General features: G+C 44.8%; 16 protein-coding genes. 2 read left to right on the top strand and 14 right to left on the bottom strand.

Annotated features, from left to right (window positions below):
* Positions 1 to 584: 584 nt before the first annotated feature.
* The 10 genes from MKX59_RS08855 to MKX59_RS08810 form a co-directional block, all read right to left on the bottom strand.
* Positions 585 to 1,364: a hypothetical protein gene (locus MKX59_RS08855; RefSeq protein ID WP_076264729.1), complete on the bottom strand. Its 780-nt coding sequence runs from the start codon at positions 1,362 to 1,364 to the stop codon at positions 585 to 587.
* A 178-nt stretch (positions 1,365 to 1,542) separates the two neighbouring features.
* Positions 1,543 to 1,857 carry a hypothetical protein gene (locus MKX59_RS08850; RefSeq protein ID WP_081391162.1) on the bottom strand — a complete coding sequence of 105 codons (315 nt, stop codon included), beginning with the start codon at positions 1,855 to 1,857 and terminating at the stop codon, positions 1,543 to 1,545.
* Between the two features lie 632 nt (positions 1,858 to 2,489).
* On the bottom strand, positions 2,490 to 2,870 hold the full coding sequence (locus tag MKX59_RS08845) for an immunity 22 family protein (protein WP_028542320.1): 381 nt from the start codon (positions 2,868 to 2,870) through the stop codon (positions 2,490 to 2,492).
* A gap of 158 nt (positions 2,871 to 3,028) precedes the next feature.
* The gene (locus MKX59_RS08840; RefSeq protein WP_340858269.1) at positions 3,029 to 5,092 is read right to left on the bottom strand and encodes a methyl-accepting chemotaxis protein; all 2,064 of its coding nucleotides are present in this window, start codon (positions 5,090 to 5,092) and stop codon (positions 3,029 to 3,031) included.
* Positions 5,093 to 5,376: 284 nt separating this feature from the next.
* Positions 5,377 to 5,916: a CueP family metal-binding protein gene (locus tag MKX59_RS08835; protein ID WP_340858268.1), complete on the bottom strand. Its 540-nt coding sequence runs from the start codon at positions 5,914 to 5,916 to the stop codon at positions 5,377 to 5,379.
* A gap of 147 nt (positions 5,917 to 6,063) precedes the next feature.
* Complete coding sequence (locus MKX59_RS08830; protein ID WP_340858267.1) at positions 6,064 to 8,451, bottom strand: polyprenyl synthetase family protein; 2,388 nt, start codon at positions 8,449 to 8,451, stop codon at positions 6,064 to 6,066.
* 220 nt (positions 8,452 to 8,671) lie between these two features.
* Positions 8,672 to 9,592, bottom strand: coding sequence for a hypothetical protein (locus tag MKX59_RS08825; RefSeq protein WP_340858266.1), 921 nt, complete (start codon positions 9,590 to 9,592; stop codon positions 8,672 to 8,674).
* Between the two features lie 161 nt (positions 9,593 to 9,753).
* Positions 9,754 to 10,707, bottom strand: coding sequence for an ADP-ribosylglycohydrolase family protein (locus MKX59_RS08820; protein WP_075155074.1), 954 nt, complete (start codon positions 10,705 to 10,707; stop codon positions 9,754 to 9,756).
* An 81-nt stretch (positions 10,708 to 10,788) separates the two neighbouring features.
* On the bottom strand, positions 10,789 to 11,874 hold the full coding sequence (locus MKX59_RS08815; RefSeq protein WP_075154551.1) for a hypothetical protein: 1,086 nt from the start codon (positions 11,872 to 11,874) through the stop codon (positions 10,789 to 10,791).
* A gap of 2 nt (positions 11,875 to 11,876) precedes the next feature.
* The gene (locus MKX59_RS08810) at positions 11,877 to 12,869 is read right to left on the bottom strand and encodes a hypothetical protein (protein ID WP_340858263.1); all 993 of its coding nucleotides are present in this window, start codon (positions 12,867 to 12,869) and stop codon (positions 11,877 to 11,879) included.
* A 212-nt stretch (positions 12,870 to 13,081) separates the two neighbouring features.
* On the opposite strand from MKX59_RS08810, the gene MKX59_RS08805 reads away from it, so the two are divergent.
* Positions 13,082 to 13,732, top strand: a complete 651-nt coding sequence (locus tag MKX59_RS08805) for a hypothetical protein (protein ID WP_340858262.1) — start codon at positions 13,082 to 13,084, stop codon at positions 13,730 to 13,732.
* Positions 13,733 to 13,766: 34 nt separating this feature from the next.
* Complete coding sequence (locus MKX59_RS08800) at positions 13,767 to 14,336, top strand: DUF1697 domain-containing protein (RefSeq protein WP_340858260.1); 570 nt, start codon at positions 13,767 to 13,769, stop codon at positions 14,334 to 14,336.
* Between the two features lie 112 nt (positions 14,337 to 14,448).
* On the opposite strand, the gene MKX59_RS08795 is transcribed toward MKX59_RS08800, so the two are convergent.
* From MKX59_RS08795 to MKX59_RS08780, 4 genes are all read right to left on the bottom strand, one after another.
* Complete coding sequence (locus MKX59_RS08795) at positions 14,449 to 16,194, bottom strand: methyl-accepting chemotaxis protein (RefSeq protein WP_279835601.1); 1,746 nt, start codon at positions 16,192 to 16,194, stop codon at positions 14,449 to 14,451.
* A 383-nt stretch (positions 16,195 to 16,577) separates the two neighbouring features.
* Positions 16,578 to 19,370 (bottom strand): alpha-mannosidase, encoded by a 2,793-nt coding sequence (locus MKX59_RS08790; RefSeq protein ID WP_339200606.1) that lies wholly within the window; start codon positions 19,368 to 19,370, stop codon positions 16,578 to 16,580.
* 38 nt (positions 19,371 to 19,408) lie between these two features.
* Positions 19,409 to 22,564 (bottom strand): beta-galactosidase, encoded by a 3,156-nt coding sequence (locus tag MKX59_RS08785; RefSeq protein WP_340858257.1) that lies wholly within the window; start codon positions 22,562 to 22,564, stop codon positions 19,409 to 19,411.
* Entirely contained in the window at positions 22,561 to 23,880 is a 1,320-nt protein-coding gene (locus tag MKX59_RS08780; protein ID WP_076264739.1) for a glycoside hydrolase family 125 protein, read from the bottom strand. Before MKX59_RS08780 ends, MKX59_RS08785 begins: the two co-directional genes overlap by 4 nt.
* Positions 23,881 to 23,882 lie beyond the last annotated feature (2 nt).

Genomic DNA, 23,882 nt, shown 5'->3' with positions numbered 1-23,882 from the left:
GGCTCACGAAGTTTATCCCTAAGGAAAAACTTCAATTCAATTGCGCACGTTGTAACTTGGGTAGTGCTTCCATACCATTCCAATGTTATATCAATTTTTGATCTATTAGAACCACTTTTTGATAGAGTATTTGCAGATCTGAATGGGGTTTCGAGATTATTTTCAGATTGTGATTTATACCAAATTTGAATAGTTCTCCTACGCTTTTTAATATATACGAAAAGTGGAGCTGAAGATCCGCTTCATTATTTATTTCAATTTTGTAATGGTCGATTTGACCAAATAAGATATCACGACTTGTTGTAATAATATGTTTGAGCATCGCAACTTCATAAAGCCCATTATATTTATAGAAAGGTATATCGTTTGTCAAATTCTATGCTCCTTTCAATCCTTAATTTAAACGAAATTATTGATTTGTTGAATTGCGAATTGTGGTATCTTTTCGCCAGTTTCATCTAACGTTCCTGTATTCACGACCCAGCGTATGCTGGGTGTCCGGCGTATGCCGGGCCAAGGACGAATGTCCGCAGCGTGAGTATTATGTTATACGCTGTTCATTGATTATGAATTATATTGTTAATTCATTCATTTAAGGTTCCTTGAAGAAAACTTAGAAAGGAAATACAGTGAGCAGTAATTTCCCCAGTATTTTTACTTAAAAAATCATCAATTATTCTTTTTTTAGAGTTTTCTTCATCTTCATATGGATACATAGAAGTGGAACGCATTACTAGTCCTAAAAATGCTAACTTTTCTGCACTAACTTTTATAGATTGAGCATATACTGTATCATCTTCAATTATTTTTTGTTTAATCTCTTGAGCTTCTGCAATAATTTTATTTCTATCTACCAAGTGAACATGATTTATATATATGTGCAACATTAGCAATTGAGTATCAAGGTCGTCTAATTCAGTTATAAATCTAAGACATCTTTCCATTCCTTTTAAGTTCTTTACTTCCTGAGAGCCAACAGTTACTAATATAGAAGCAGCTAATTTTCTTATCCATTCGTTTTTAGCATTAATTGATTGTTTAACTAACTCCTCTACAATTGCATATTCTTCTGTAGAAAAATCAAATTGAACGAATCTCCTCAAATCTTCTAGTCCTCTTTTTTCCATTTCTATTTGAAGATCATATAAAATTCTTTCTACCTTTTCTTTATCTTTACTTGCAAGTCTATTAGTGATTGTGCGATCTCCAACATTGTACATACATGCAAGCATAGGTATACCTAAAGTAACCAAGGCTTGGAGGCCTGAAGGTAAAGGAGTAATAAGATTTAGTATTCCTCCCGTGACACCAGCAGTACTAAAATCCGATAGTGCTTGAACAACTGCGTTCCTTTTTCTTCTCATGTAATACTCCTTATTTAAAATGTATTTTGAATTATGTATAACGTCCCCGTATTCATGACGCCCAGCGAATGTTGGGTGTGTCCGGCTGCTCCTGCCTCCCCGAAATCCTTCTGCCGGACCGAGGGCGTATGCCTGATGCGTGGATATAATGTTAGATGATGTTGCTGACTTCTTCGAATCACTCTGGATATTTCATTGAGGCTTCTATCAATTCATCTTCCTCATCGAAAACTCTTAACACTCTGTCAATATCACTAACTTCGTAGCTTCTAACTACAATAAGCTGTTGCATATGAAGACCTGGTGGATCTATGTTTGGCCTAGACAAGTTATTTAGCAATCGTTCTGGTGTATATAAAATGCTCCATCTTTTGGAACCATCCGTGAAATGCATCGTGATCTCTATCCAATTCCATTCTTCTGGATTATCAGTTTCAACCTCATCATCGAAATGCCATCTTAATAGCCTTGGTCTTAAATCCAGTTCTTTCACAATGTTTTCACCTCTCTTTGCAACCTATCAATTTCAGCTAACGTCTTATTTGCGAACTTCCGAAAAAATGCTCTCTTCGTCCTATTCACGAACTTCGTGAATCCTGCACTTTGTTCCTGATTCCCGCACTTTCTGCGTTTCAATCCTCCTGCCCGCTCATCCGATCCAACGGACTTTGAATCCGCCCAATGTCCCGCCTGCTCACATGTGTATACCGCTCCGTCGTTCGCACACTCTGATGCCCCAGCAGTTCCTGAAAATAGCGAAGATCAATCTAAGCTTAACGTTCCGTCAGGTGGCGGCCTTTTCTCTGCTCTGGAAATAGCCAGTCTTCCGGCTGCTCCACCTCTTTGTACTGCTCGACCATCACAAAAGCCGCTTCTGAGAGCAGCGCTTGCCGAACCTTCCTGCTTCATCCCGATAGAGTAGGTTTATCTTCATCTCACTTGTCTCCTTAGTATATCAGCCGTTCAAAAATTTGGAAATCTAATTTTGCACAAAAAAAGGGCCTTAAGATGGAAATTTACCTTAAGTCCCTGATTCTTTCGGATCAAATTATTGATCCTTTAAGTTCAATTTTCATTATATAATTACTTGAAATAAGACTCCGAAAACAGTGGAATAATGTAACGTTAATCTCTTGTATAAGGATACGCGGCTAAAAAGCATAGTTTCTCGCCGCTTTTTTCAAGCAAACCGCTTGTATTACAATCATATATAAAGAACAACGAATTATATTTACCATCTATTTTACTCAAATCATGTAATAGTGGAGATAAAAAAGAATCAACATAGGAAACATCTTTTATACCATCATCGGTCCCGTCAACCTGAAAGACTCCTTCAGCAAAATCTTCGTCAAAATCATCTATTTCATGATCATTTAAAAAACCGCTAAAAACATCCTCATTCTCATCTTCCGGGTATTTGATCTCAACATATTCAAACAACTCATCTTCAGAGGCAAAGTGACCGTACCAGACGGACACAACATTTTTTTCAAAGCAATCCATATCTTCACCCCGCTAATATTTCAGTTTATACGTATAGTCTATCTGTATCCCGCACCAGCTACCATGCTCTCTATCCCACAACAGCTGTTAAAGCTAAAAAGCCCGCGCTGATCGCGGGCTTTGCTGTATATAAGTCAAAATCATGCCTAGTAGACTTGCTACTCGACCTTGAACTGTTTTAATTCGTCTTGAAGCTTATTGGACAATTGGTTTAATTGTTTGGATAGTTCAGCAACCTGTTCAAAGCTCTCCAATTGTTCCTGCGTGCTGGCGCTGACCTCTTCGGTTGAAGCGGAATTCTCTTCTGTGGTAGAAGAGATAATCTCCAACGCCTGCAAAATCTCATCTTTGTGCTTGTGGACTTTGGAGGTGTTCGTGCTGATCTGAATCATTCGCAATTTCAAATCTTCCAAATCCTTGTTAATGCTAAAGAATACTTGCTTCGTGTCCTCCACCGATCTGGCATTTTCTTCTGCAATTTTCAGACCGTGAACCGTATGCTCAACTGATACGCTGGTTTTTTCTTCAATCACACGTACCTTCTTGTAGATTTCCTGTGTCGCCAGCGCCGTCTGCTCAGCCAGCTTGCGAACCTCTCCGGCAACCACAGCAAACCCTTTGCCCTGTTCTCCTGCACGTGCAGCTTCAATGGAAGCATTGAGCGCCAGCAGGTTGGTCTGCGTTGCAATTTGGTTGACCGTATCGACGATGCTGGAAATCTCATGACGGCTCAGATCAATATCCTGAATAATAGACGACATCGCTTGTGTGGAATTGTGATTTTCTTCCGCCCATCTGGATAACTGATCTACTACAGCAAGCCCCTGTCCGCTTTGTTCAGCAGAGATTTGCACCATTGTTTCGATGGCTTTGGCATCATTGGCAATTTCGTCAATTTGGCCGGATAATGCTCCGGTTTTTTGTAAAATGTTATCCGTTTCGATGGATTGGTAGTTCGTTGCATTGGCAATCTCATTAATTGCTGTCGCAGTATCGTTCATCGTGATTGCGGTTCTGGAAGAAATGGATTGCAAATCATGAGAAGACTGATTCAACACTTGAGCTGAGCCACCCACCATTTGGAGCATGCCTTGAATTTTTTGAACCATATTGTAAATTCCTTGAGAAATTTGCCCGATTTCATTGTTGGATTGCGTATCAAACTGAACGGTCAAATCTCCATTTTCAATCAGCTTGATTTTTGCAAGCAGCTTCGGTATGGATCTCAACAGATAACGGAGCGTTATATAACAAATCACAACGAGCAGGATGGTGGCTGCCGCAAAACCGCCAATGGTAATCCAGGTAAACGCTTTTAATTCTGAGAGCACCTCTTCTTCAGAAATGGTTAAGCCTACAGACCACCCCGTATCTTTACTGGTTGCATACCCGATATAACGACGTTCGCCATTATCATTAATTAGCTGTACTCCTGACTCACCGGCAATCATTTTCTTTCCGATCTCCCCAAGATCACCTGTGCTTTCGTTAATCTTTTCTTTCAGCACTTTATTTTGATCGGGGTGATACAAAATATCACCTGTTTTGGATGCAAGAATCGAATAACCTGTGCTTCCAAGCGAATAGCTTTGCATAACGGCAGGGATGTCTTTGAAAGCAATATCAACTGCAGCAAATCCGATTAATTGATTACTGCTATCTTTAATCGGATAGAAAATGCCCATGAGCACATTACCCGAATTGACGTCCTTATAGGGTTCTGAGTAGTATAAACCGTCAGCTTCAACAGCTGGCTTGAAGTATGGGCGTGTATGGATATCAAAATCCGGTTTAGAAGCAACACCATCATTCTGAAGAAAGAAGCCTTTACCAGATATTCCTGCAATCCAGGCGTCGGCAAAAGATGGCTCTGCCTTTACAATGGCTGCCAGAGTCGCTACTGTTTCCGCAGCATAAGGAGAAGTTTTCACCATTTCTGCCGATGAGGTGGTTTCTAAATATTGCTTAAAAAGATTGTTCGTTGACATTTGTTTGACAAGTGATCCCTTTTCCTTAAACAACGCATCGAATTGAGTGACAACGGCCTGCGTCTTGGTCTGGAGCATGGCCTCTTGCTGCTTGACAAGTATGCTTTGCGTGCTTGCAAACATGAACGTCCCCAAGGTTGCAAAGACGACAACGATAATGACTAACAAGACCATGGCCAATGTGTTGGCGATGCTGGATGATCTGATTACGCGCTTCTTAATATTTTGTGACATGCTGCCATCTCCCCGAGGAATATTGAGCGAAAAGCTCTTAGATAATATGTCGGAAGTTTGCAGCTGTTTTAATAGGTTTTTAGTATACACAATTTAAAGTTTCGCTATCTGATTCCTCATAGATTCCCTCCCAACCTGTTCGGTAACTCCAGCAAAAGATTAGGACAGCACAAAGAGCCTCCGTCAGACGTAGGCTCTTTACTAAAAGCTATATATGAGAACGCAGGGTTTTGCGGATTTAGAGCGTTTCAGCGATCCGTAAGCTCAACCCTCATCCTCCGTCGTTAACCCAACTGCATCGTTGTGATACACGTATCGTTTTTCTCATATGTAGAGAATTCAGTTTCAGCCGTTTTACCTTCATGATTCACGCTAATGCGGTATGTTTTATCCCTCGGTAGCCATAGATCAATAAAACCATTGGATTGTGATTTCATAGCGGCATTCTCCATGATGACATTCCCTTCGGAGTCGTGAACGGTCACATTGAACGCTCCGTTTTTTATTTCGCCTTGGCAGCCCGTTAGACTATGAGTTGCACAAGGGTGGGTCTGTTCCACATATGGCGCAATCGAAACAAAAAACTCGTTGTCAGGCAAATCATAATTCATGGTCTGAGTATCGTCCCCTGTGACAATCAACTGACTGGAATTAATGGAAGCAGACTGGGCTGCTGCCTTGCCTGCACTTATATCATGCACCAATTTCTTGATATCTGTCGTCTCATGGTTTTCCGCCCCTTCTCTCTGAATATTCCCTGCAATTAGGTACGTCCCCAATGCGGCAACAACCAACCCTGAAGCGACCAAGATTCCTTTTTTCATCTGGAGTTCATCTCCTCGTCTATTTTGTATTATTATAAGGGAGAATGCACCATAATGGGCAAAATGGGGTGCTGAAGTCACCAGATATTCACATTCAACGTAAAAATACCCCATCACTCTTGTGGAGCAATGGGTTACACTCGTTTTTTAACGGTCCCTGTTCACGACATAATGTATTAAGTGCTTCAGAAAAGCAATATTGCGTGGGATCTCTTCCAATGCTTCCATCGCGAGGCAATAGTGTTCCCACATCTCTTTACTGGCACCTTCAAGACCAAGGATGGACACGAAATTCGAATTGTTATTATCAGAATCTTGGCCAACAGGTTTTCCGAGTAAGAGCATATCTCCTTCCACATCAAGCAAATCATCTTTAATCTGAAAAGCAATCCCCATATGATAGGCAAATTTCTTCAAAGCAGCAATTTCCGACTCCTTGACCTGTGCAAGCATGGCTGGCATAACCAGACAAGCCTCAAACGCCACTCCTGTTTTGTAAAAGCACACCATATTCAGCTGCTCCAAGGTCAGTGCCTTTCCTTTGGAATCCAGATCCATCGCCTGCCCCATACACATATCTTCTGCTTTCTGGGCCGAGTATTGTATCAAAGCAAGCACCGTTTCAGCATTGAACTGGTCAAGTGACGATTGTTCCCCAATCGCCTTCTGGATCAGATACAGACCGGTTAGTTCCGCGGTGGCGCTATTGTGCACCTGATGCAAGGTCTGACGCCCTCTACGGGTAGACGCATTATCCTGGGAAGGAAGATCATCAAAGATCAGGGATGCGGTATGCATATACTCCAGTGATCTCAGAAGAGGCACGATTGCCGATGCATCTAATCCATATTCGTTCACACCCATGACCCAAGTCAATATAGGCCGTATCCGCTTCCCGTCCCCTTCGAGACTGTAATTTGCAGCCTCAATAAGCTGTTCTTTCATGGCCGGAATCCCTTGAGGCTTGGTAATTTTCAATTGGTTGTTAATCTGCTCACGGACCATTTTGACCGTATTGAAAAAGTCTTCCTTTTCCCTCGCATCGTTTTTCAGATGGGTAATCATCTGATCCCGAAGCAGCTTATCTAAGAAATCTACATCATCCGCTTTTTGTACCATCTTCTGAATGAGATTATTAAATTCCGGATTTCCGGATGCAAAGATCTCCATCGTTTCATCATACTTTTCAATACCTACACGTTCTTTATAACGTTTGAGTCCATTCATTGCACGATCCAGTATCACCTCACGAGCCATGGTATCGGAGTCATATACGTTATGGATCAAATAGGAAATAACCGCCCAGTATAATTCAAAGGGATTGATAAGATCCGATCTCTGATGATGATATTTTAAATAGTAGGTATAGGGTGTTACCGCACCGTCTCTCATATCGTCAACCATATCCGCAAAATCATCAGCAAGCTGGTTATAGATGCCATAAAAGAATGTTCGTTGCTCAAAACCCTCATCCGCAGGAGCACTAATCACGGAACGGACAATCAATCGGGACGAAGAGGACTTCAAAATAACGGGTATATAAAGCTCTTCATTGGTATAAGTAACTCGCGTTAGGTCCTTAACACGGTCAATATCTTGAGCATGAAAAAAGACATAGGACTGCTCGAAAAATGTTTGCTGTGTGTCTGGCCGCTGATGTTCCTTAATATACTCAAATGCATCCGAGAGCTCCGAATGTATGTATTGAATCAACTCCATATGATTTCCGGTCCAATCGCCCAACTCAGGCACAGATCCACTAAGAAGCGCGGCACGTATCATACGGGAATATTGTTCTTTTTCTTCAACCGTCAAAACCTGGGAATCGAGAAGATCATCAATGAAAGGATAGGTCAGACCATAGGAGTACCCAAGCCTGATGGCTTCATCAAGTCTGCGAGCACGTTCCACAGGCAACACTGTATCGTCCATTTCTTCCATCACATGCAGAATAACCCCGATAATGATCTTAATCAGTTTGCGCTGGGCTTGCTCGGCATCCATCTCTTTGGGAATATGGGAGGATACGGACCTAAGTTTGTTGATCACCCAAATTATCGCGGTTTCTATACCTTCCCTCTGGGCCCACCGATACACCCCGGCCAAATTCATAAATTCCGGTTGGTCTCCCCCGTTTGCACGGGTGGATTGGATCAAGTGTTTTTTTACGTCTGCAATGACACGCTGAATCCGGGTATGTGTGTCAGGAGAATTCAGAGCTTTGCCTAGGTCCCTCATATAAATATAGGAGACACTTCGGTCCAGATAATCATCCAATTTGCCTGTATAATTCAGCCATTGAATGTATCTATTATAGTCCCGAGTATCAGGTTTTCTCTTTCTCCGTGAAAAAAAGGATAACCATGAGGAATGATGAATATGATTTTTTTTCCACTTTTGAATGTCTTCTGTCAGGGTGGTCACATAAGATTTGTCTAAGACCTGATCATACAGTAATGCAAAATACTGAATCGCCTTCCGCTCAGCCAGCTGATATCCTGTATTGGCTTGTAATTTTTCATTCATATAATGCATTACCTCAACTTCTCATTTTGTTAAACATGGTTGCATTTCTCCCTGAGGGAACGAACTTGGATCATGTTTTTATCTTTATACGGAAAAAAAACTGTAAGGTTACGAAATTATCATGCTGCTTATCGATACCCCCTCTTTGGCAATATCCATGAATTTAAAACAAGAATATAGGCTCAAATTACTTCCAATCAACAAAAAAACCCACGTCTGACGTGGGTTTTTATAATAACTCTTCTATCGCCACCTGGTACAACAGAGAACCTTCACGGAGCAGCAGGCGGTTTTTTCTGAAATCCTGTTCGTGCGGCTGAAGAAACTCTTGATCGTCATTTAAAAAACGGATGTTTTGCCCTTTGCTCAAACTACCTGGCTTCACATTCTTTTTCAGGACATATTGTCCACTCTTTCCATACCCGCCATCGAATAAAAAGTGATATCCATCTGTAGCCACCCCAGAGCAGCCAGAAATCCTCGGATTCATTAACGTAATATTCGTGTGGTCACTACCGGAAATACGTCCTAATGAAAAGTCTGAATAGTAATAAAACCAGATTTCCTGTTCGCTGACTACGTTTAATGCATAGCAATCATCAATAGCTGCTGCTTGGTTCTCATATATTTTATCTCCCTTTTCATTCCAGGCAACAAGGCCGGAGGACCCAACAGGCTCAACCCAACCATAATTGCCAAATATACCTTCGTCAAAATAACTGGTCCAGATCGTACCTTCTTCTGTTACCTGAACACTCTGGATGCCGTCTCCAAGCAACATCTCATTGACGGTATGACCTTCATAATCAAGGATTTTACCATTTAGATCGTATTGACCAGGCCCATAATAATGGCACCGTGCTCCGACGAGTAACAAATGATTTTTTAGAGGCTGTACATAATGATAGTTGAACTGCTGCCCCTCCACACACACTTCTTCGATGTGATCGTCTAGGATGAGTACCTTGTAAGTATGTCTGTCTTTAAGAGAGGCAGGCGTGAACATCCCCCGCACTCGTTCTGGGACTTTATCAATCAGCAAAATATACACGCGCCCATCAGGGCCAAATTGGGTCGAAACGATCTCAAATCCTTTTATATCATTGGAAATATCAGCAAATGAATGAAGCCGTTTAAATAGATGTGACAAGGTAATTCCTCCTCTGAAGGGTCAATAAAGTGAAGTGTTATTTGTATTGAACTCATTTTGTCATAACGGCATGTTGCTGAGTAGGGCGGAAGTATGGCGATATAGCAAACAAAAAAACAAGCTGGGCTCTGCTTCATAAGAAAAGCAGCCCAGCTTGATCTTTATAGATGTTCCCCTTGGAGCGTTTGGTCCTTCTCAACCTTCTGCCATAAAGCCTCAGTCAGTTCATCTATCGTCTCCTTCATCGCCAGCTTCTCGCGCCAACGACTCGGAATACCGCTTATTCCGTAATAAGCTCCTGCAATTTGCCCGTACACCGCCCCAGTCGTATCAGCATCATCCCCCAGATTCACTGCCAACAGTGCTCCCTCTTCAAATGAAGTCGAATGGTGGAATGCCCACAACGCAGCCTCAAGGGAACGAATGACATACCCGGTTCCTTGTATTTCAGGCGGCTCTTTATGCCGGTAAGATCCCCGAATTATTTCTTCAATGGCTGCCGAATAAGCGGGCTCGTCCTGCCGCCACTTATAACAGACGTCCGCCGATAACATGGATTCTTTGTCCGCTCCTCGCAAACCTGCCACAAGGATTGAAGCAAGCACAGCACAGGACTCCACACTTTCGACTGCTCCATGGGTGGTTCGTGAGCTCATCTCAGCGTACATCACCGCCTCTTCCGGACGGTTCGCATAGGCCATAGCTACAGGTGCAAGCCTCATAATAGAGCCATTGCCGGCAGTCATGGGGTCAACGGACCCACTGTACGGATCTCCGGTAGCTTCGAAGCGATGCAGTGCTGCTCTCGTTGCACCACCGATATCAAAGCACGTTCCCGTGCTGCTCATATATCCCAAGTGGTACCAATTGGTGTATCGGCGCATTTGATCTGCCGGATCAAAGCCATCTTTTCGCACCATACTCTCGGCCAAGCAGAGCGCCATCGACGTATCGTCCGTCCACTGGCCCGGCTTTAACCCAAAGACACCGCCGCCCACGATATCCGTTACAGGTTCAAATGTACCTGGACTGCTGAATTCCACAGTGGTTCCCAAAGCATCGCCCACGGCCAGCCCAACCAGGCATCCCAAAAAACGATCCTTGATAAGTGCCATTTTGGTTTTACGCCCCTTTTCAAATGTAATAACTACCGCATATTTTCCCATCTCGCCAGGAAGGAAGCCCGACACTGCCATTTATTCGTAGCTTAAGGCTTTACAGCGGCTATCCGGTTTCAATTCAATGAAAATTCCTGCCTCTTGATGGTAAACGAGTGGAAACCGCTCCGTATCTACATATTCCCGCACACCGCTTGAAAGCCGCCATACCTGAAGCGAGACTCCTTTTCCCCATAAGAATAATCGGTCACCACAAATGGCCATATCCGCTTGGGGAAAAGGAAAAGTCCCGTCTTCAACAGGCTCACAATTTAGAGATGGAATCGCTGGAAGCACACGTCGGTACCCGGGCTGGGTCATATCGAATAGGACAACAGCCGGTTCAACTCCTTCCTCTCCCCAATCTTCCTCCTCCAGTAAATCAGCATCCATCTGTCCCCAAACCGCCAATGTATCGGGTCCTGTCCAGCACACTGGCCCATCCCAATCTATGGTTTGCCAAAGATCGCGAACCGACGGACCCTTCTCCGATTCCCATGGATTCAGCAGCCAATCCGATAACGACCAAGTTCGGACCACTCCAATCGGAGCCCACACCCATCCCGTATCCGCAATCCACTTTCCCCCTGGTGAAATCAGCAGCCTCCCATGAAAATAATCTAGATAATGTTCATTTTTGCTGTCGCTGTTATAAACAGGGGTAGGCCTTGCTGTCAAAAGCATGCCTGTTTCTATATCCGTCAGGTCAAGCCGGTTCCATTCCGTCCCATGAACAAGAATGCATGCACCATCTTGGTGTACAAATGCCAGGGGAAACATACTTTTATCGTAGTGATATTCGTCCCGTGATAATTGCATTTTTTCTTGAGCATGGACTAAATCATAAACTGCCGCATGCCGTCCAAAACGATTGGAGATAGCTACGTAGCTGCCGTCAGAACTGGTAACCATTTGGACAGGTTGCATGGGATTAAAATCAGGAATACAAATACGTGTGCACAATTCTGCGCTGCCAGAGCGAAGTTCTAGTCTCCACAGTTCTGCTTGTGTGTTTAGTGCCAGCAGGGTTATGCTTTCCTGAGAGTCACCCTGTAGTGGATGAATGGCTGTAAGGCGTCCGATAGACGATGGTAAATCAGGTAAAGAAACGTGATGGAATGGCATGATTAATCCCCTTTTACTCTAGATAAATAATAATTTATACCCGCATTTGTGAAGCTTGCTTTATCGACAAAAAATCTGATTTCAAGCAATGCAGTTAATACTTTCATAAAAACTCCCGGTTTTTTCTTGCAAAACAACTTAAGATATGTAATTTCGCTAGGATCTCTTTTGAGAACAAAATAGGAGTAATTCATCAAGATCAAATGGGAGATGAACTGCTCTGTTGGAGATTGATGCTCATTGATACAGTCTATCAGCACCTCTAATACCCTATTTTTATTAGATTTGTAGGCTTGCATAAACATCGTTGCTTCTACAAATGGTTTGTTGAAATCATCGAATGGAAAATCATATACATCATGACTACCCAGCATAAAGTTGACCCATTGGCCTTGTAAAAATTTTATTTTTTCCAGCGCTGCTTGTGTATCCATATCCATCTTATTTTTGTTAATATGTTCATGCAAAATGTTAATAAGAATGTGCAGATCATAATATTGTGCGTCTTCCATTCTGTACATGATCCTATTATTTTCAATCGTTAGACGATCATAAATGTCGTCACCTAAACCCAGTTCAAATAAAAGATGTTGGAGGAAAAGTAGTCTGTCCTGAGCAAACGTGAATTCATTGCCTCTCTCTCTTAGATGTGAAACTTGATATTGATAATAAAAACAAAATAAGTTTTTTCTCCTATAAGCAACATCTTTATGTATATCAAAAACATTAAAAATGAACGAAAGCAATCGAACCAGACGTTCAGCATCCAGTTCGCTTCGAATGACATGATCCATTTTTGTAAATAGCGACCTGTCAAACAGATCATGCCATCGCACTAGAGAAACATAATCCTGCTCGTTTATATTCAGGGTTAATATTCTTAAATTTTGCTCTTGATCGGGATAAGAATAAAATAGATATTCATGACTTAAATCAGAAATACGCTCATTAAAATAAGCTCTTAATTTGTAATCGTATATTTTAGAAAAAGACATGCTTATCCTCCTTACAAGTAAGCCTGAGCATATTAAACTAAGCACAAAACATTTTCGAACTCCTATATTGTAAAATTAATCTGGATAGACTGGCAAGGCGGCACAATTACAGAAACATATGTTCTCCATATTTATATTATGATATCTTTAGGCTAGAAATGAAACGTTATTGTCGGAGGTCATAGCCTACAATTAGAAAGGAATGGACACCTATGAAACAGTTAAGCGAAGCTCTGGCCCGTTTTGTACAACAACAAAACTTATATAATGAAGCCTACGGGCTGTTCCAAAACCACGACATCCAGCCCCGGATGGAGAAACTAGCAGATTGCTGGGACAGTCAGATTCCTGTATCCCCTGAGCTTAAGTATCTGTATAGCCATTATGAAATGATCGATGCTAAGGCAGTGGGAACACACAAATTAAAAAATGCAGCAGTTGAAATCGGGGATGCCGCGGTTCTCTTTTTTGCCGCACCAGAACATCTGTATCGCCAACAGCTGGGCTATCGCTGGATTACATCTGGTGAGCTTGTCCAAGAATCTTCTTCGTGGCCGCCCCATCATGTCGTGATTGCCACTTTTAATGACGATCCAGTCATTGTCGATACTAGCGCACTCGGTTCCCCTGTATATGCTGCATTCGAAGGCGGTGTCCCGCAGCAGATTGCTGACTCTTTAGCTAACTTCTTTACGGCTCTCTCCATCCTGATTGAAGGTGCCTGTACCTTTAAGGGAGAATTGAAAGATGAGGAGACCTACGAAACCAAAGCAGAATATATCGAGCACGTAAAACCGCTGCTGCATCCGCTGTTGAGCGAAAATCAAACCACGTATTTAATGGAATACCTATCCCTTTGTTAGAAATCCTTTTTTTTGAAGAGAGGTGGGACTTTTTATGATCTATATCGCATTACTGCGGGGCATCAATGTTGGCGGCAACAACAAGATCGAGATGAAGAGGCTCAAGCAAACGTTTGAAAATGCAGGTATGGGGCATGTGACGACTTACATTAATTCTGGAAACATTATTTTTTCTAGTCAGACCCAGTCTAACCAGGAGCTTTCACTCATATTGGAACAGACGATTCTGGAGGATTTTAGCTTACCCATCCGCGTCATCGTCCGTAACATGAAGGAAATTCAGAGCATTATGGAGGCACTGCCGAATGAATGGTCTAATGATACACAGATGAAAAGTGATGTAATGTTTCTGTGGGATGAAATTAACGATATTTCCGTTCTGGACAAGCTTCCTTTGAAACCGGGAATAGGCCATGTAATATATACGACCGGGGCCGTTCTGTACTCTGTCAGCAAAGAACAAGTCACAAAAAGCGGGTTAACGAAATTAGTCGGCACCAAGCTGTATCAGCAAATGACGGTGCGGAATGTGAACACAACTCGTCAGATTTATAAGCTGATGCAAATGGCTGAACAGGAAGAGTTGCAGGATACGAGTTCTTGACTGTAATCCAAAAGCAACGTTGGAAGGGTAAACTTAAAAAGGAGCCTTTTTAGGGCTCCCCAACTGTTTTTCTTCGATGTAAAGTTTTCCCTAGTCTTTATATATTGTCTCGTTAAATTTTAAAGCCTTCGACCAGTTCATTCAGTCGGGCAGCGCTTCCCTTCACCTGATCAGACTGGTGTGCCACTTCAAGAGATTTCTCCGTCGATGAAACCATATTCTCTGCAATGTGCTGAGTGGATATAGCGGACTGTTCGCTGGCTGTTGCAATCTCATGAATTGCTCTCACCATGGTTTGGATGGTTGCATTCACCTGCTTAGAGGTAGCGTTCAAATCATTGACCGTGTTCGTATGCTCCACGGCATCATTGTAATATTGTCCTGCTGTATCCTCAAGCAGCTGATAATCCTTGCCTACCTGGGCTTGCAGGAAGTGCAGTAATTCTTCGGCATTAGTAGTTAAATTCTCTACCGATTGCACAACTTCTTGAGTAACACTCTGAATTTGGTCTACCGCGTGTTTGGAGCCGTCTGCCAACTTGCGAATCTCGTTAGCCACAACCGCAAACCCTCGACCTGACTCACCCGCACGAGCCGCTTCAATGGATGCATTTAGAGCCAGCAAATTGGTTTGTGCCGTAATTTCTAAGATAGACTGAGAAAGTAAACGAATTTGGTCTACGGCCTTGGCTCGTTCTAACGCTTCCTTCATCTTTTCATTGGCCTTCCGGTAAATTTCCTTGGCCGCTTTATTGGATTCACTTGCCGCATGCTTCAATGTTTCGGCTTTTACACTTGTATCATGGGCAGACTGAGCTCTTTCTTGAGTTTTGACCGAAATGTACTCTGCTGCCCGCTGCATTTCTTCCGCCGAATGGTTCATATTTTCGGTGTATGCCGAAGTCTCTTCCATAGCTGCTGACAGCTGTTCGACCGTGGCAGATACATCTCTAATCCGCTCATTGAGATCTGTCATATTATGATTCGTCTGATCACTCAGTTGGTTAATTTGGCGTGACTCTTTGATAACCCCCGTAATGACCATTGAGGTTGAATCTGTCATTTGTTGAATGGCACGCGCAATCACAGCGATCTCATTATTTCCTTTAAGCAAGGCAGGATCAAGTGCTGCCGTTAAATTTCCTTGGGTAATCTCCTCACAGTATTTCGTAATAGTACTCATCCGAAAACGGATATTTCGAATGGCCGCAAAGGAGATGGTGATAAGAATAGCCAGCACGAGGGCCAGAACTGTGATCAAAACAATTGTACGCATTTTAATCTCATTTTGCGTATTTTGATATAAGTTGGCGGATTGCTCATTGTTATAATCTGAAATCGTAGTCAGCATCGTAACAATTGCCGTACTGGATTTATTAATCCGGCCTCTCTCTTCCGTGTCATACGTTCCGCTATTTTTTTTGACTGCCATGATTTGCTCAATATCCTGATAATATGTGTCTATACTCCCCCGTAGTTCCTCGTACATTTTCTGTTCCTTAGCATCCAAATTCCTTTGTGAGAATTCATTTAGTCCGGTTGTAACGCTATCTTTTCCTTTCTGCACCTGCTTATACTGTTTATCTGTGTACTCCTTATTGTCGAGTATTTTTGTATAATTAGCCCGCATATTATAGAAATCACTTTTGACTTCAAGAATATTCGTTTGGTGTTGAAAGCGATTCACATACAAAATACCTTGACCCTCTTTAGCTTGATACATACCAATAACCCCTACCAACGATACAATGAGTAAACCCACTAAGCTGATTACAATCATGGAGATCATCGTTGTCGTAACCTTTAAATCTCTAAAACCCTTCCCTTTTTTAGTCCTGTCTGATAGCTTGTTACTCATCCAAACCCCTCCAGATCGTCTATGGATAATAGTTCACGCTGCTCTCAACTTTCACGAGTTTCCGCTCGGTCTCCTTGACATTGCCCTCCAAACAACACAATGAAGCAGATCACAGAACGTGATGATATCTATATTTATATATATCGGTAGAAAGCGCTTAAATTTATAAGTAAGATAACAGTGATGCAAAAATAAAGAATATTCTGATAGCCAAATTCATTTGCAGACTTGCTATGTAACTCAAAATTTTAGATACTCATGGGCTTGAAGAATTTGCTAAACCTATCTACTATTTACTTTTAGCCATATGATAACAAGCCCCGATGATAAGTTATTTCATCGGGGTATATTATCCTATGGCTATGTCCTTCTTCTCTTTATTGTTAAGTCTTCAATTTAAAACCTAGTGTGATAATTTCATGCGGCTTTACAGACTGAAGTAACTCATCAGAAGAATCCATTACGATGTCTTCTCCTTGTTCTTCGAGGATATTACTTTTATAAAAATCGTATTGCTGCGTCCTGGGCTTGATAATTAATTCGGCTATACTATGACTCATATTGTACCAGCGTAACAGCACATCCCCCGACAGCTCATTCATTTTCATAGAGGAAAAGGCAAGCTCCGTGCTTTTCCAATCAAACGGCCCATAATCTGGAGCAACTGTACCCTCATGAATCCCCGTTTGTTTTACAATCCAAGGAATTTGGTATTGATAGGCTTCTCTATACGCGCCGGACTGAATACCGTCGCCATCATGTGGAATGATTTCCAGACGGGCGGTATGCTCACCTGGACATTGCGCTTCCGGCGTCGGGAACCATCCCCAATCACCCAGCTCGCCAACTGAGCGAAGCAGCGTTACTGCAATCGTGTTACGTCCATCACGCAGCACTTCATATTCATTCAACCCGAGATTGGCCACGGTCAGACCGGTTTGTTCCCCGCTTACATCCACAAACGCCTGCTGATGCTGTGTGTTGCTTGGGTTTTCCCACTCAGGTGCGGGTTCATTGTCCCGGATTGCAATTTCAAACATGGCGTCCGCCCGATGCTCGCCAGAGTGTATTTCTGTCGGAAACAGAGCGCGTAGTCGGTGGTCCTTGGCTTGGTTGTTGAAGGTGGTTTCCATAGAAACACCCCTGCTGTTCCGAGATAAAGAAATGACAGTCCGTATCGTCAGCGGAACAGTCTGTCGGGAGCGCTGAGCCTGACGATACGGATAATAAACTAGCTCTCGCTGCTCCTGCCCCAGCGTTTCATCCGCAGAGGCCGGTATTTCCCAATGATGGATAATCTCCAAGGATGCGAGAAAAGGTGTATCTTCAAGCACACGGATGTCAGCGATCAAATCTTCGGTGGTCAGCGCCTGCTCTCCCTCGGGCTGTCTGAACATATACTCGTTGCCGATATCACCAACATTTTCATATACGCCAAGGTCTTTGTAGCTGCAGCCTGTACGCTTATCCGTCAGGGTAAAAGAGCCGTTATCCGCAATTTCGACGTGAAGCAAATCATTTTCCATACTTCGACTGCCTTGAAAAAGTGAAGAGGAGTCAGTCTCGACATTGCTTTTCAGCCAAGCATAGGTTTTTAAGCCTAGCAGGGGCACACGTTCTACCTCAAAGGTAAGGCGAACCCGACGAGACATGTAAGGCTGGCGGAATCGATCATCCGGCAAATCATAACCGAACTGTAGCCCGAGGTCCTCCACCTTGCATGCCACCGGACACCCTTCACTGTCCACCAGTACGCGCCCGGAAAGATCCACTTTCTTCGCTCGATGAGAGGCCTCCTCAAGCGTGTATCCTTCACGGAAGTATAGACGCACCACTTCCAGTTCTGCCGACACTATACCACTGCGTTCCCAGCCTGACGTATTAAAAATCACGAGTGGCAACGCATCTTCTCCAAATCGACTGAAGCCCGTCGTATCCACTGCTTGCGCAATGACCTCAATGCTTTCATCCACAATGCTCTCGGCTACATGACGGCTCTTATCAAACCGGGTCACCATCTCACGGTGCACCTCGTCCACACTACAGCCGCAAATACTGTCATGCGGATGGTTCTGCATCAGTGTTTTCCAGGCATAGGTGAACAAATGGTGAGGGTAAGCCTGCCCCAACAGATGCGCGAAGGTTGCAAGCGGCTCAGCCACTTTTTCCAGCATCACTTGTCCCAACTGGTTCATCTGTTTCAAATACACCCGGGCAGAAGCCGTATTCACCAGCGTTCCCCAGCCGTCCGTGCGCTGACTGCGAAACTCTCCCTTCACTGACGAGAGTTGCCTTTGGGAAGCCCGTTTCAGAGAGGTCAGATAATCGTTGAAATTAGAATGAATAAACTCCATATCCGGATAAAGCTTCTGTGCCGTACGGATTGCTTCCGGTAAATCAAGCTGTAAAGGCTGGTGATCGCATCCGTTCATGAACAGCAGCTCGCCAGTTGAAGCATATTTTTGCGCATCATCCAGTTTACGCTTCCAATAAACCTTGGCTTCCGCCTCATCTACCGGAACCTCATTGCCGTTGGAATACCAGTTAGCGAATAAAATACCGAGTACCTCCGATCCGTCTGGCCCCGTCCATAACAGTTCCGAAAAGGAGGACTCGTAGCCTCTATCCGACACTGTATTGTTAAACCCTGTGGGCTTTACGCCCCTTCCGAAGAAAACATTCGTAATCCCCGACTGTAGCATTAACTGCGGAGTCTGCCCAACCAGACCAAACGTATCGGGGAAGTATCCGATCTTGGACGGATTGCCGTAACGTTCAGCATCGCGGTGCCCGATCTGCATATTACGTACATTGGCTTCGCCGCTGGTCAGAAAAGCATCCTGCAAAATGTACCAGGGTCCGATAAAAATACGACCATTGCGAATATGCTGCTCCAGCCGTTCCTTATGCTCGGGGCGAACCTGTAGATAATCCTCCAGAATGATCGTCTGCCCGTCCAGATAAAAGCTTTTATAATCTGGGTCCTGCTCCAGCTTATCCAGTAGAGAATCCATCAGGCTAATCAGGCGCATATGGTGCTTCTCATAAGGCAAATACCACTCCCGATCCCAGTGGGTATGCGAAATAATATGTGCTGTCGTCTTGCTACCCGTATATGTGTCTACTTCCCTGCTTATCGCTTGATTGCTGATTGATTCATCCCTTTGCTCGCTCATTGTATATCTCCTCACCGTATATCTTGACCTGCCATTGTTCACTGCATCACTTCAATCGTCACGTCCTCGGGACGATATACTGCTAGCAACTGACCTTCTCGATCCACAGCAAACAAGACAGAGCGGCTCCTTGGCAACAGAAAAGCGTAGGATAATCCAGTCGCCTTATCTCGAACACGCACTTGCGTATCCCGGGAAAACTCCGATACGAAAATATACAAGCCCCCATTCTCGAAATTCAGCTTACGTCCATATAGTCCCGGCTGATCGCCACCGTCTATCCACTCCAGTTCTCGCTCCACCCCGGCGGCAGTGAGGGCATAGCGATATAGCTCACCAATCGGCTCATCCCTGCCATTCAACTCCAGTGGAAGCGGACTCCAGATCAAGCGCCCCTTGCCAAGCGGCAGGTTCACGACTTCATCCACCATCGCTCCATCCGCTTCCGGTGACAGTTGTTCCTCCTTAGCCACCTCAGCAATTCGCCGCTGACCGAATGAGACAGGGAAGGTTTGACCCTCCAGACTCATCACTTCCTCCCGTTGGACGTTCCCCAGCGTACGCTGCCCAATAATATCATCGACTCGGTCGCTCACTTTCCAGTAAGGATCAAGGCCCAACGGTCCGGTGACTAGTAAAGTCACACCGAAGGAACGTACCATTTCCAGAAGATGTTCCAGCGATGTACTGTCGAAATTGTGCGCGCTAGGGATCATAATCAGTTTCGGTAACTGCCGCTTGAGCGAGTCCAGATGATACTCGGAGACGGCACGGAATGGCTGCTTGAGATCATAGGACATCACCCGGGTAAGCCGTGTCGTGGCATCAAAGGCAAGCGATCGGTTGGAGAAATCATTCGAGTACGGGAATACAACAGCCGTTTCCTCCAGTTTTCGGTCTGTAAACAGATCGCGAATATCATTCATAAAACGCCCAAAATCGTAAGATACCTCTGCTTCCGGCTTCTCGGTCCCATCCGCACGTAACGCACCGATGTGAGATTCATTGGCATTATCCATATAAAAGTTCGTATTCCATATCCAATGAATCGCACCCGCTCCACCAGTCGAAAAGGCATACGCATACTTGCGCTCCAGCATATCGCGCAGCTCCGGCTCTGAACGTTTGGCTCGACCATCCGGCGTCTCAACATACATTATTCCGGTTTCCTGCACGAGATTCGGTTTGTCTGGTGTTTTGGCAAAAATACCGTCCCACACCAAATGGTCATTCAGCCACCATGAATGCACCGTCGTATAATCCACCACAGCCTCATAAAAAAACGGAGACGGCCGCTGCGCGCCCATTGCCTCGTCCTGTCCTACAGTTACCAAATGCCCGGGACAAAGCTCTCGAATCGTAGTCGCCAATTGCTCGGCCCACAGATTGTGCATATCCATTGAAAACAGACAGTAATCCAGCCACTTGGCTCCCTTTTTGGCCTGATGCATATCCTGAACGTCGAAGTTTATCTCCTCCGGCTCGGGAATTGTGGCAGAAGCAAAACAGGGAAGCTGCTGTGGCGTCATATTCCATGCTTCCTGCAAACCCTCAATGCTGCCGTGCCGTTGCCCCAGCCATGTGCTGAATGCCTCCTGTTCCCATGAGTTCCTCGCAGAACGCGGACCATCCGCGAAAATGCGCGACGGATCAAACATGGAAGGCTCGTTAATCAGATCCCAGTCTACATGGGTTGTAGTCGTGTGACGGCTGACAATACTGCGAATGAACCGCTTTTGTGCTTCCACGCTTTGCGGATCGAGATAAGGGTTAACCCCTTCCCATGTTTCCGGTGTAAAAGAAAAGAACGTGAACGTCACCTGCAATCCATGCCTTTTGGCTGTCAGCAAAAAAGCATCAATTGCTCGAAGCGCCTCTTCCGAGGCGTGCCCGTCTATCTGCATCATGTTGCGATAAGCCGTCCATACCCCTGTACGAATCCAGTTGATGCCCGCTTTGGCCATCTGGGCCATATCCCGGTCCCAAATTGCTGCATTGGGCAAAAACAGAAACTTCCGTGCTACATCTGAGGTCATATAGGTCATGCCGACAACAGGCAACGGGCGCCCATCCTTTATAAAATAGTCCCGACTGCGCATGATGATCTGTCCTTCAGCCAGCAGTTCGGCATCCTGCCCCCAAAAGCCCTGTCGCAATATACGCACTTCACCATCCGATGACTCGGCTCGGCAAATGACCCGATATAAACCGCTTAGGATGAAAAAGGAAAGGGGAATACGTACAAAGTCCTGTTCTCTGCTAACTTCAATCTGCAAGCGCTTGCTCCATACCTGCTGACTGTGATCATCCAATATTTTCTCCACCGTCAGGTCAAAGCTCCATATCTCGTGACATCTGGGCGTGGCTCCTCCTCGCTGCAATCTTTGGGTTTGAAGTGTCAGTACAGCTCGTTCCCCAGGCTCATAAGCAGCGTAGTTTGGCTTGATAGATAGCTCCGTCATCCCCTTGGCGCAAAAACGTGCCCATTGGGCAAGCAACTGCTCCCCATCCTGTTCCCAAAAGGAAGCTATCAACGGCAATTGGACAAACATCCAGCGTGCGCCGGCAAACAGACCTCGGGCATGCTCCCATAGCACCACTGGGGCGGCAATGTCCCGTCCGTCCTTACTTACTCCCTTGAGCAAAGGATAAATTTGCGTATTCATCGGCCCGGCAGAGCCCATTTGGTGCGGCAGATCACTGCTTTTGGTCGTATGTGGAACGAGATTCCACGTATCCGCCACCTGGAACAGAGACTCCTGACCACACAGCACAGGAATATCCTCTGATGCGACCAGGGAAGTCACCTTCGACGCGTCTACTCTCAGCACCTCATGAATATGCAATTCCTGATGATATGCAGTCTGCTCAGTCTCAATTACCCAGTCTCCATGCTCATCAGCAGGATCGCGGACCGGATTCTTAAAGGGTGCTCCCCCGACGTTAAGCAGCCCCCCTCCCCTGTGGAGAAATGCCACGATTTCGGTCCAGGCGGACTTGGGGAAGTACGGTGCATGCAGATTGACAAAGCAGCCGTTGTCCATATGCTTTAGCGTTTCAGCCAGTTCATCGGCTCGTACGACCACCACGTCTGCAACTCCCTGAAATGCCTCGTCTGGCAACAGGCTCCCTATAGCGGGAAAGCCTTGCTCACTGAAAACAACGATGGATGGATTTACTATGGATTCATTCATAACAAGCCATCCTTCATGGCCTTATACACAAGCTGGGCAAACAGACTGTTGGACCAGGCGAACCATTTTCTCGTATAAACCGTGGGATCATCTGCATGAAAGCCTTCATGCATATATCCGGTGTCGCCATCTGTCGCTTCCAGCATCCGGATCATCTCCAGCTTTTCTTCTGTGGTCTGGGCCGTTAACCCTTGCATAGACAGGGACATATGCCAGATGTAACCCGGCAGAGTGTGCGGACTTCCGATGCCTTTAGCCGCCTTGCCTTCATAGTAAAACGGATTCTCCTGACTTAAAGCGAAGAGTCTCGTATTTTGATAGATAGGATCGTCCGCCGTCGTATAGCCCAAATACGGAATGGACATCAATCCCGGCGTACCTGCGTCATCCATCAGGCAGTAGTTGCCAAATCCGTCCGTTTCATAAGCATATATAGGCCCGAATACCGGGTGGCGGTAAATGCCGTACAAGCGGATACCGTGCTCCACCTCAGCCTCCAGCTCCTTCAGCTCGTTCAGAAAGTCCATATCACGAAATACCCACTCCGCAAACTCCTGCATCTGCCGTAGAGCAACTACCGCAAACATATTCCCGGGTATATTGTAGTGGAAATCGCAAGCATCATCACTGGAACGGAAGCCCGACCAAATCATCCCTGTATAATTTACAGGCATACCGAGTCCCAGATTGCGCAAGGAATCGGTGAAAATGCCGTTATTACGCGTAAACCGATACGCAGATTGCTCTTGGTGACGCTGCTCCGTTTTGAACACATCCACCATTTTACGCAGAGCCATCTTGAATTTTGAATCAAAAATATCGGTAAGCTCCGTTTCCTTCCAGTACATATAAGCCAGCCGAATGACAAAGCAAAGCGAGTCGATTTCAAATTTTCGTTCCCACACCCATGGCGACATTTCCGTCTCATCGGCCGCGTTCCAGTGCCAGTCATTCGCCGTCTCATTGAACGCATTCGCATACGGGTCTATGAGGACATAATGAATATGGCGCTTGATCAGACCACCAATGATACGCTGTAAATCAGCATCCTCCCTGGCTAACGGCACATAATGAATGACCTGCTCTACGGAATCCCGCAACCAAAGAGCCGGAATATCACCTGTAATGAGAAACGTTGTCCCATCATCCATTAGTTTGGTCGTCGTCTCCAGCGAATTCGGAAAACAGTTTTTAAACAGCTTCAGCAGCTTCGGCCTGTGAGCCAGTGCTTGCTCCGCTTCCTTAAGTACGTCCTGAACAGCCTGCGGCAAGTCAAGGTCGGGCATCGGTATTTTGGGAAGTCTGAATTGTTCCAATA

This window comes from Paenibacillus sp. FSL R7-0340 (genome assembly GCF_038002205.1).
In the GTDB taxonomy this organism is placed as follows: Bacteria; Bacillota; Bacilli; order Paenibacillales; family Paenibacillaceae; genus Paenibacillus; species Paenibacillus polymyxa_B.
This window is presented reverse-complemented; position numbering and strand designations above follow the sequence as displayed.

Excerpts from the sequence above, each read along its gene's own strand:
- MKX59_RS08795 (WP_279835601.1), bottom strand. The coding sequence starts at position 16,194 with ATGAGTAACAAGCTATCAGACAGGACTAAAAAAGGGAAGGGTTTTAGA.
- MKX59_RS08855 (WP_076264729.1), bottom strand. The coding sequence starts at position 1,364 with ATGAGAAGAAAAAGGAACGCAGTTGTTCAAGCACTATCGGATTTTAGT.
- MKX59_RS08820 (WP_075155074.1), bottom strand. The coding sequence starts at position 10,707 with ATGGCACTTATCAAGGATCGTTTTTTGGGATGCCTGGTTGGGCTGGCC.
- MKX59_RS08815 (WP_075154551.1), bottom strand. The coding sequence starts at position 11,874 with ATGCCATTCCATCACGTTTCTTTACCTGATTTACCATCGTCTATCGGA.
- MKX59_RS08805 (WP_340858262.1), top strand. The coding sequence starts at position 13,082 with ATGAAACAGTTAAGCGAAGCTCTGGCCCGTTTTGTACAACAACAAAAC.
- MKX59_RS08790 (WP_339200606.1), bottom strand. The coding sequence starts at position 19,370 with ATGAGCGAGCAAAGGGATGAATCAATCAGCAATCAAGCGATAAGCAGG.
- MKX59_RS08810 (WP_340858263.1), bottom strand. The coding sequence starts at position 12,869 with ATGTCTTTTTCTAAAATATACGATTACAAATTAAGAGCTTATTTTAAT.
- MKX59_RS08800 (WP_340858260.1), top strand. The coding sequence starts at position 13,767 with ATGATCTATATCGCATTACTGCGGGGCATCAATGTTGGCGGCAACAAC.
- MKX59_RS08835 (WP_340858268.1), bottom strand. The coding sequence starts at position 5,916 with ATGAAAAAAGGAATCTTGGTCGCTTCAGGGTTGGTTGTTGCCGCATTG.
- MKX59_RS08840 (WP_340858269.1), bottom strand. The coding sequence starts at position 5,092 with ATGTCACAAAATATTAAGAAGCGCGTAATCAGATCATCCAGCATCGCC.
- MKX59_RS08785 (WP_340858257.1), bottom strand. The coding sequence starts at position 22,564 with ATGAATGAATCCATAGTAAATCCATCCATCGTTGTTTTCAGTGAGCAA.
- MKX59_RS08830 (WP_340858267.1), bottom strand. The coding sequence starts at position 8,451 with ATGCATTATATGAATGAAAAATTACAAGCCAATACAGGATATCAGCTG.
- MKX59_RS08845 (WP_028542320.1), bottom strand. The coding sequence starts at position 2,870 with ATGGATTGCTTTGAAAAAAATGTTGTGTCCGTCTGGTACGGTCACTTT.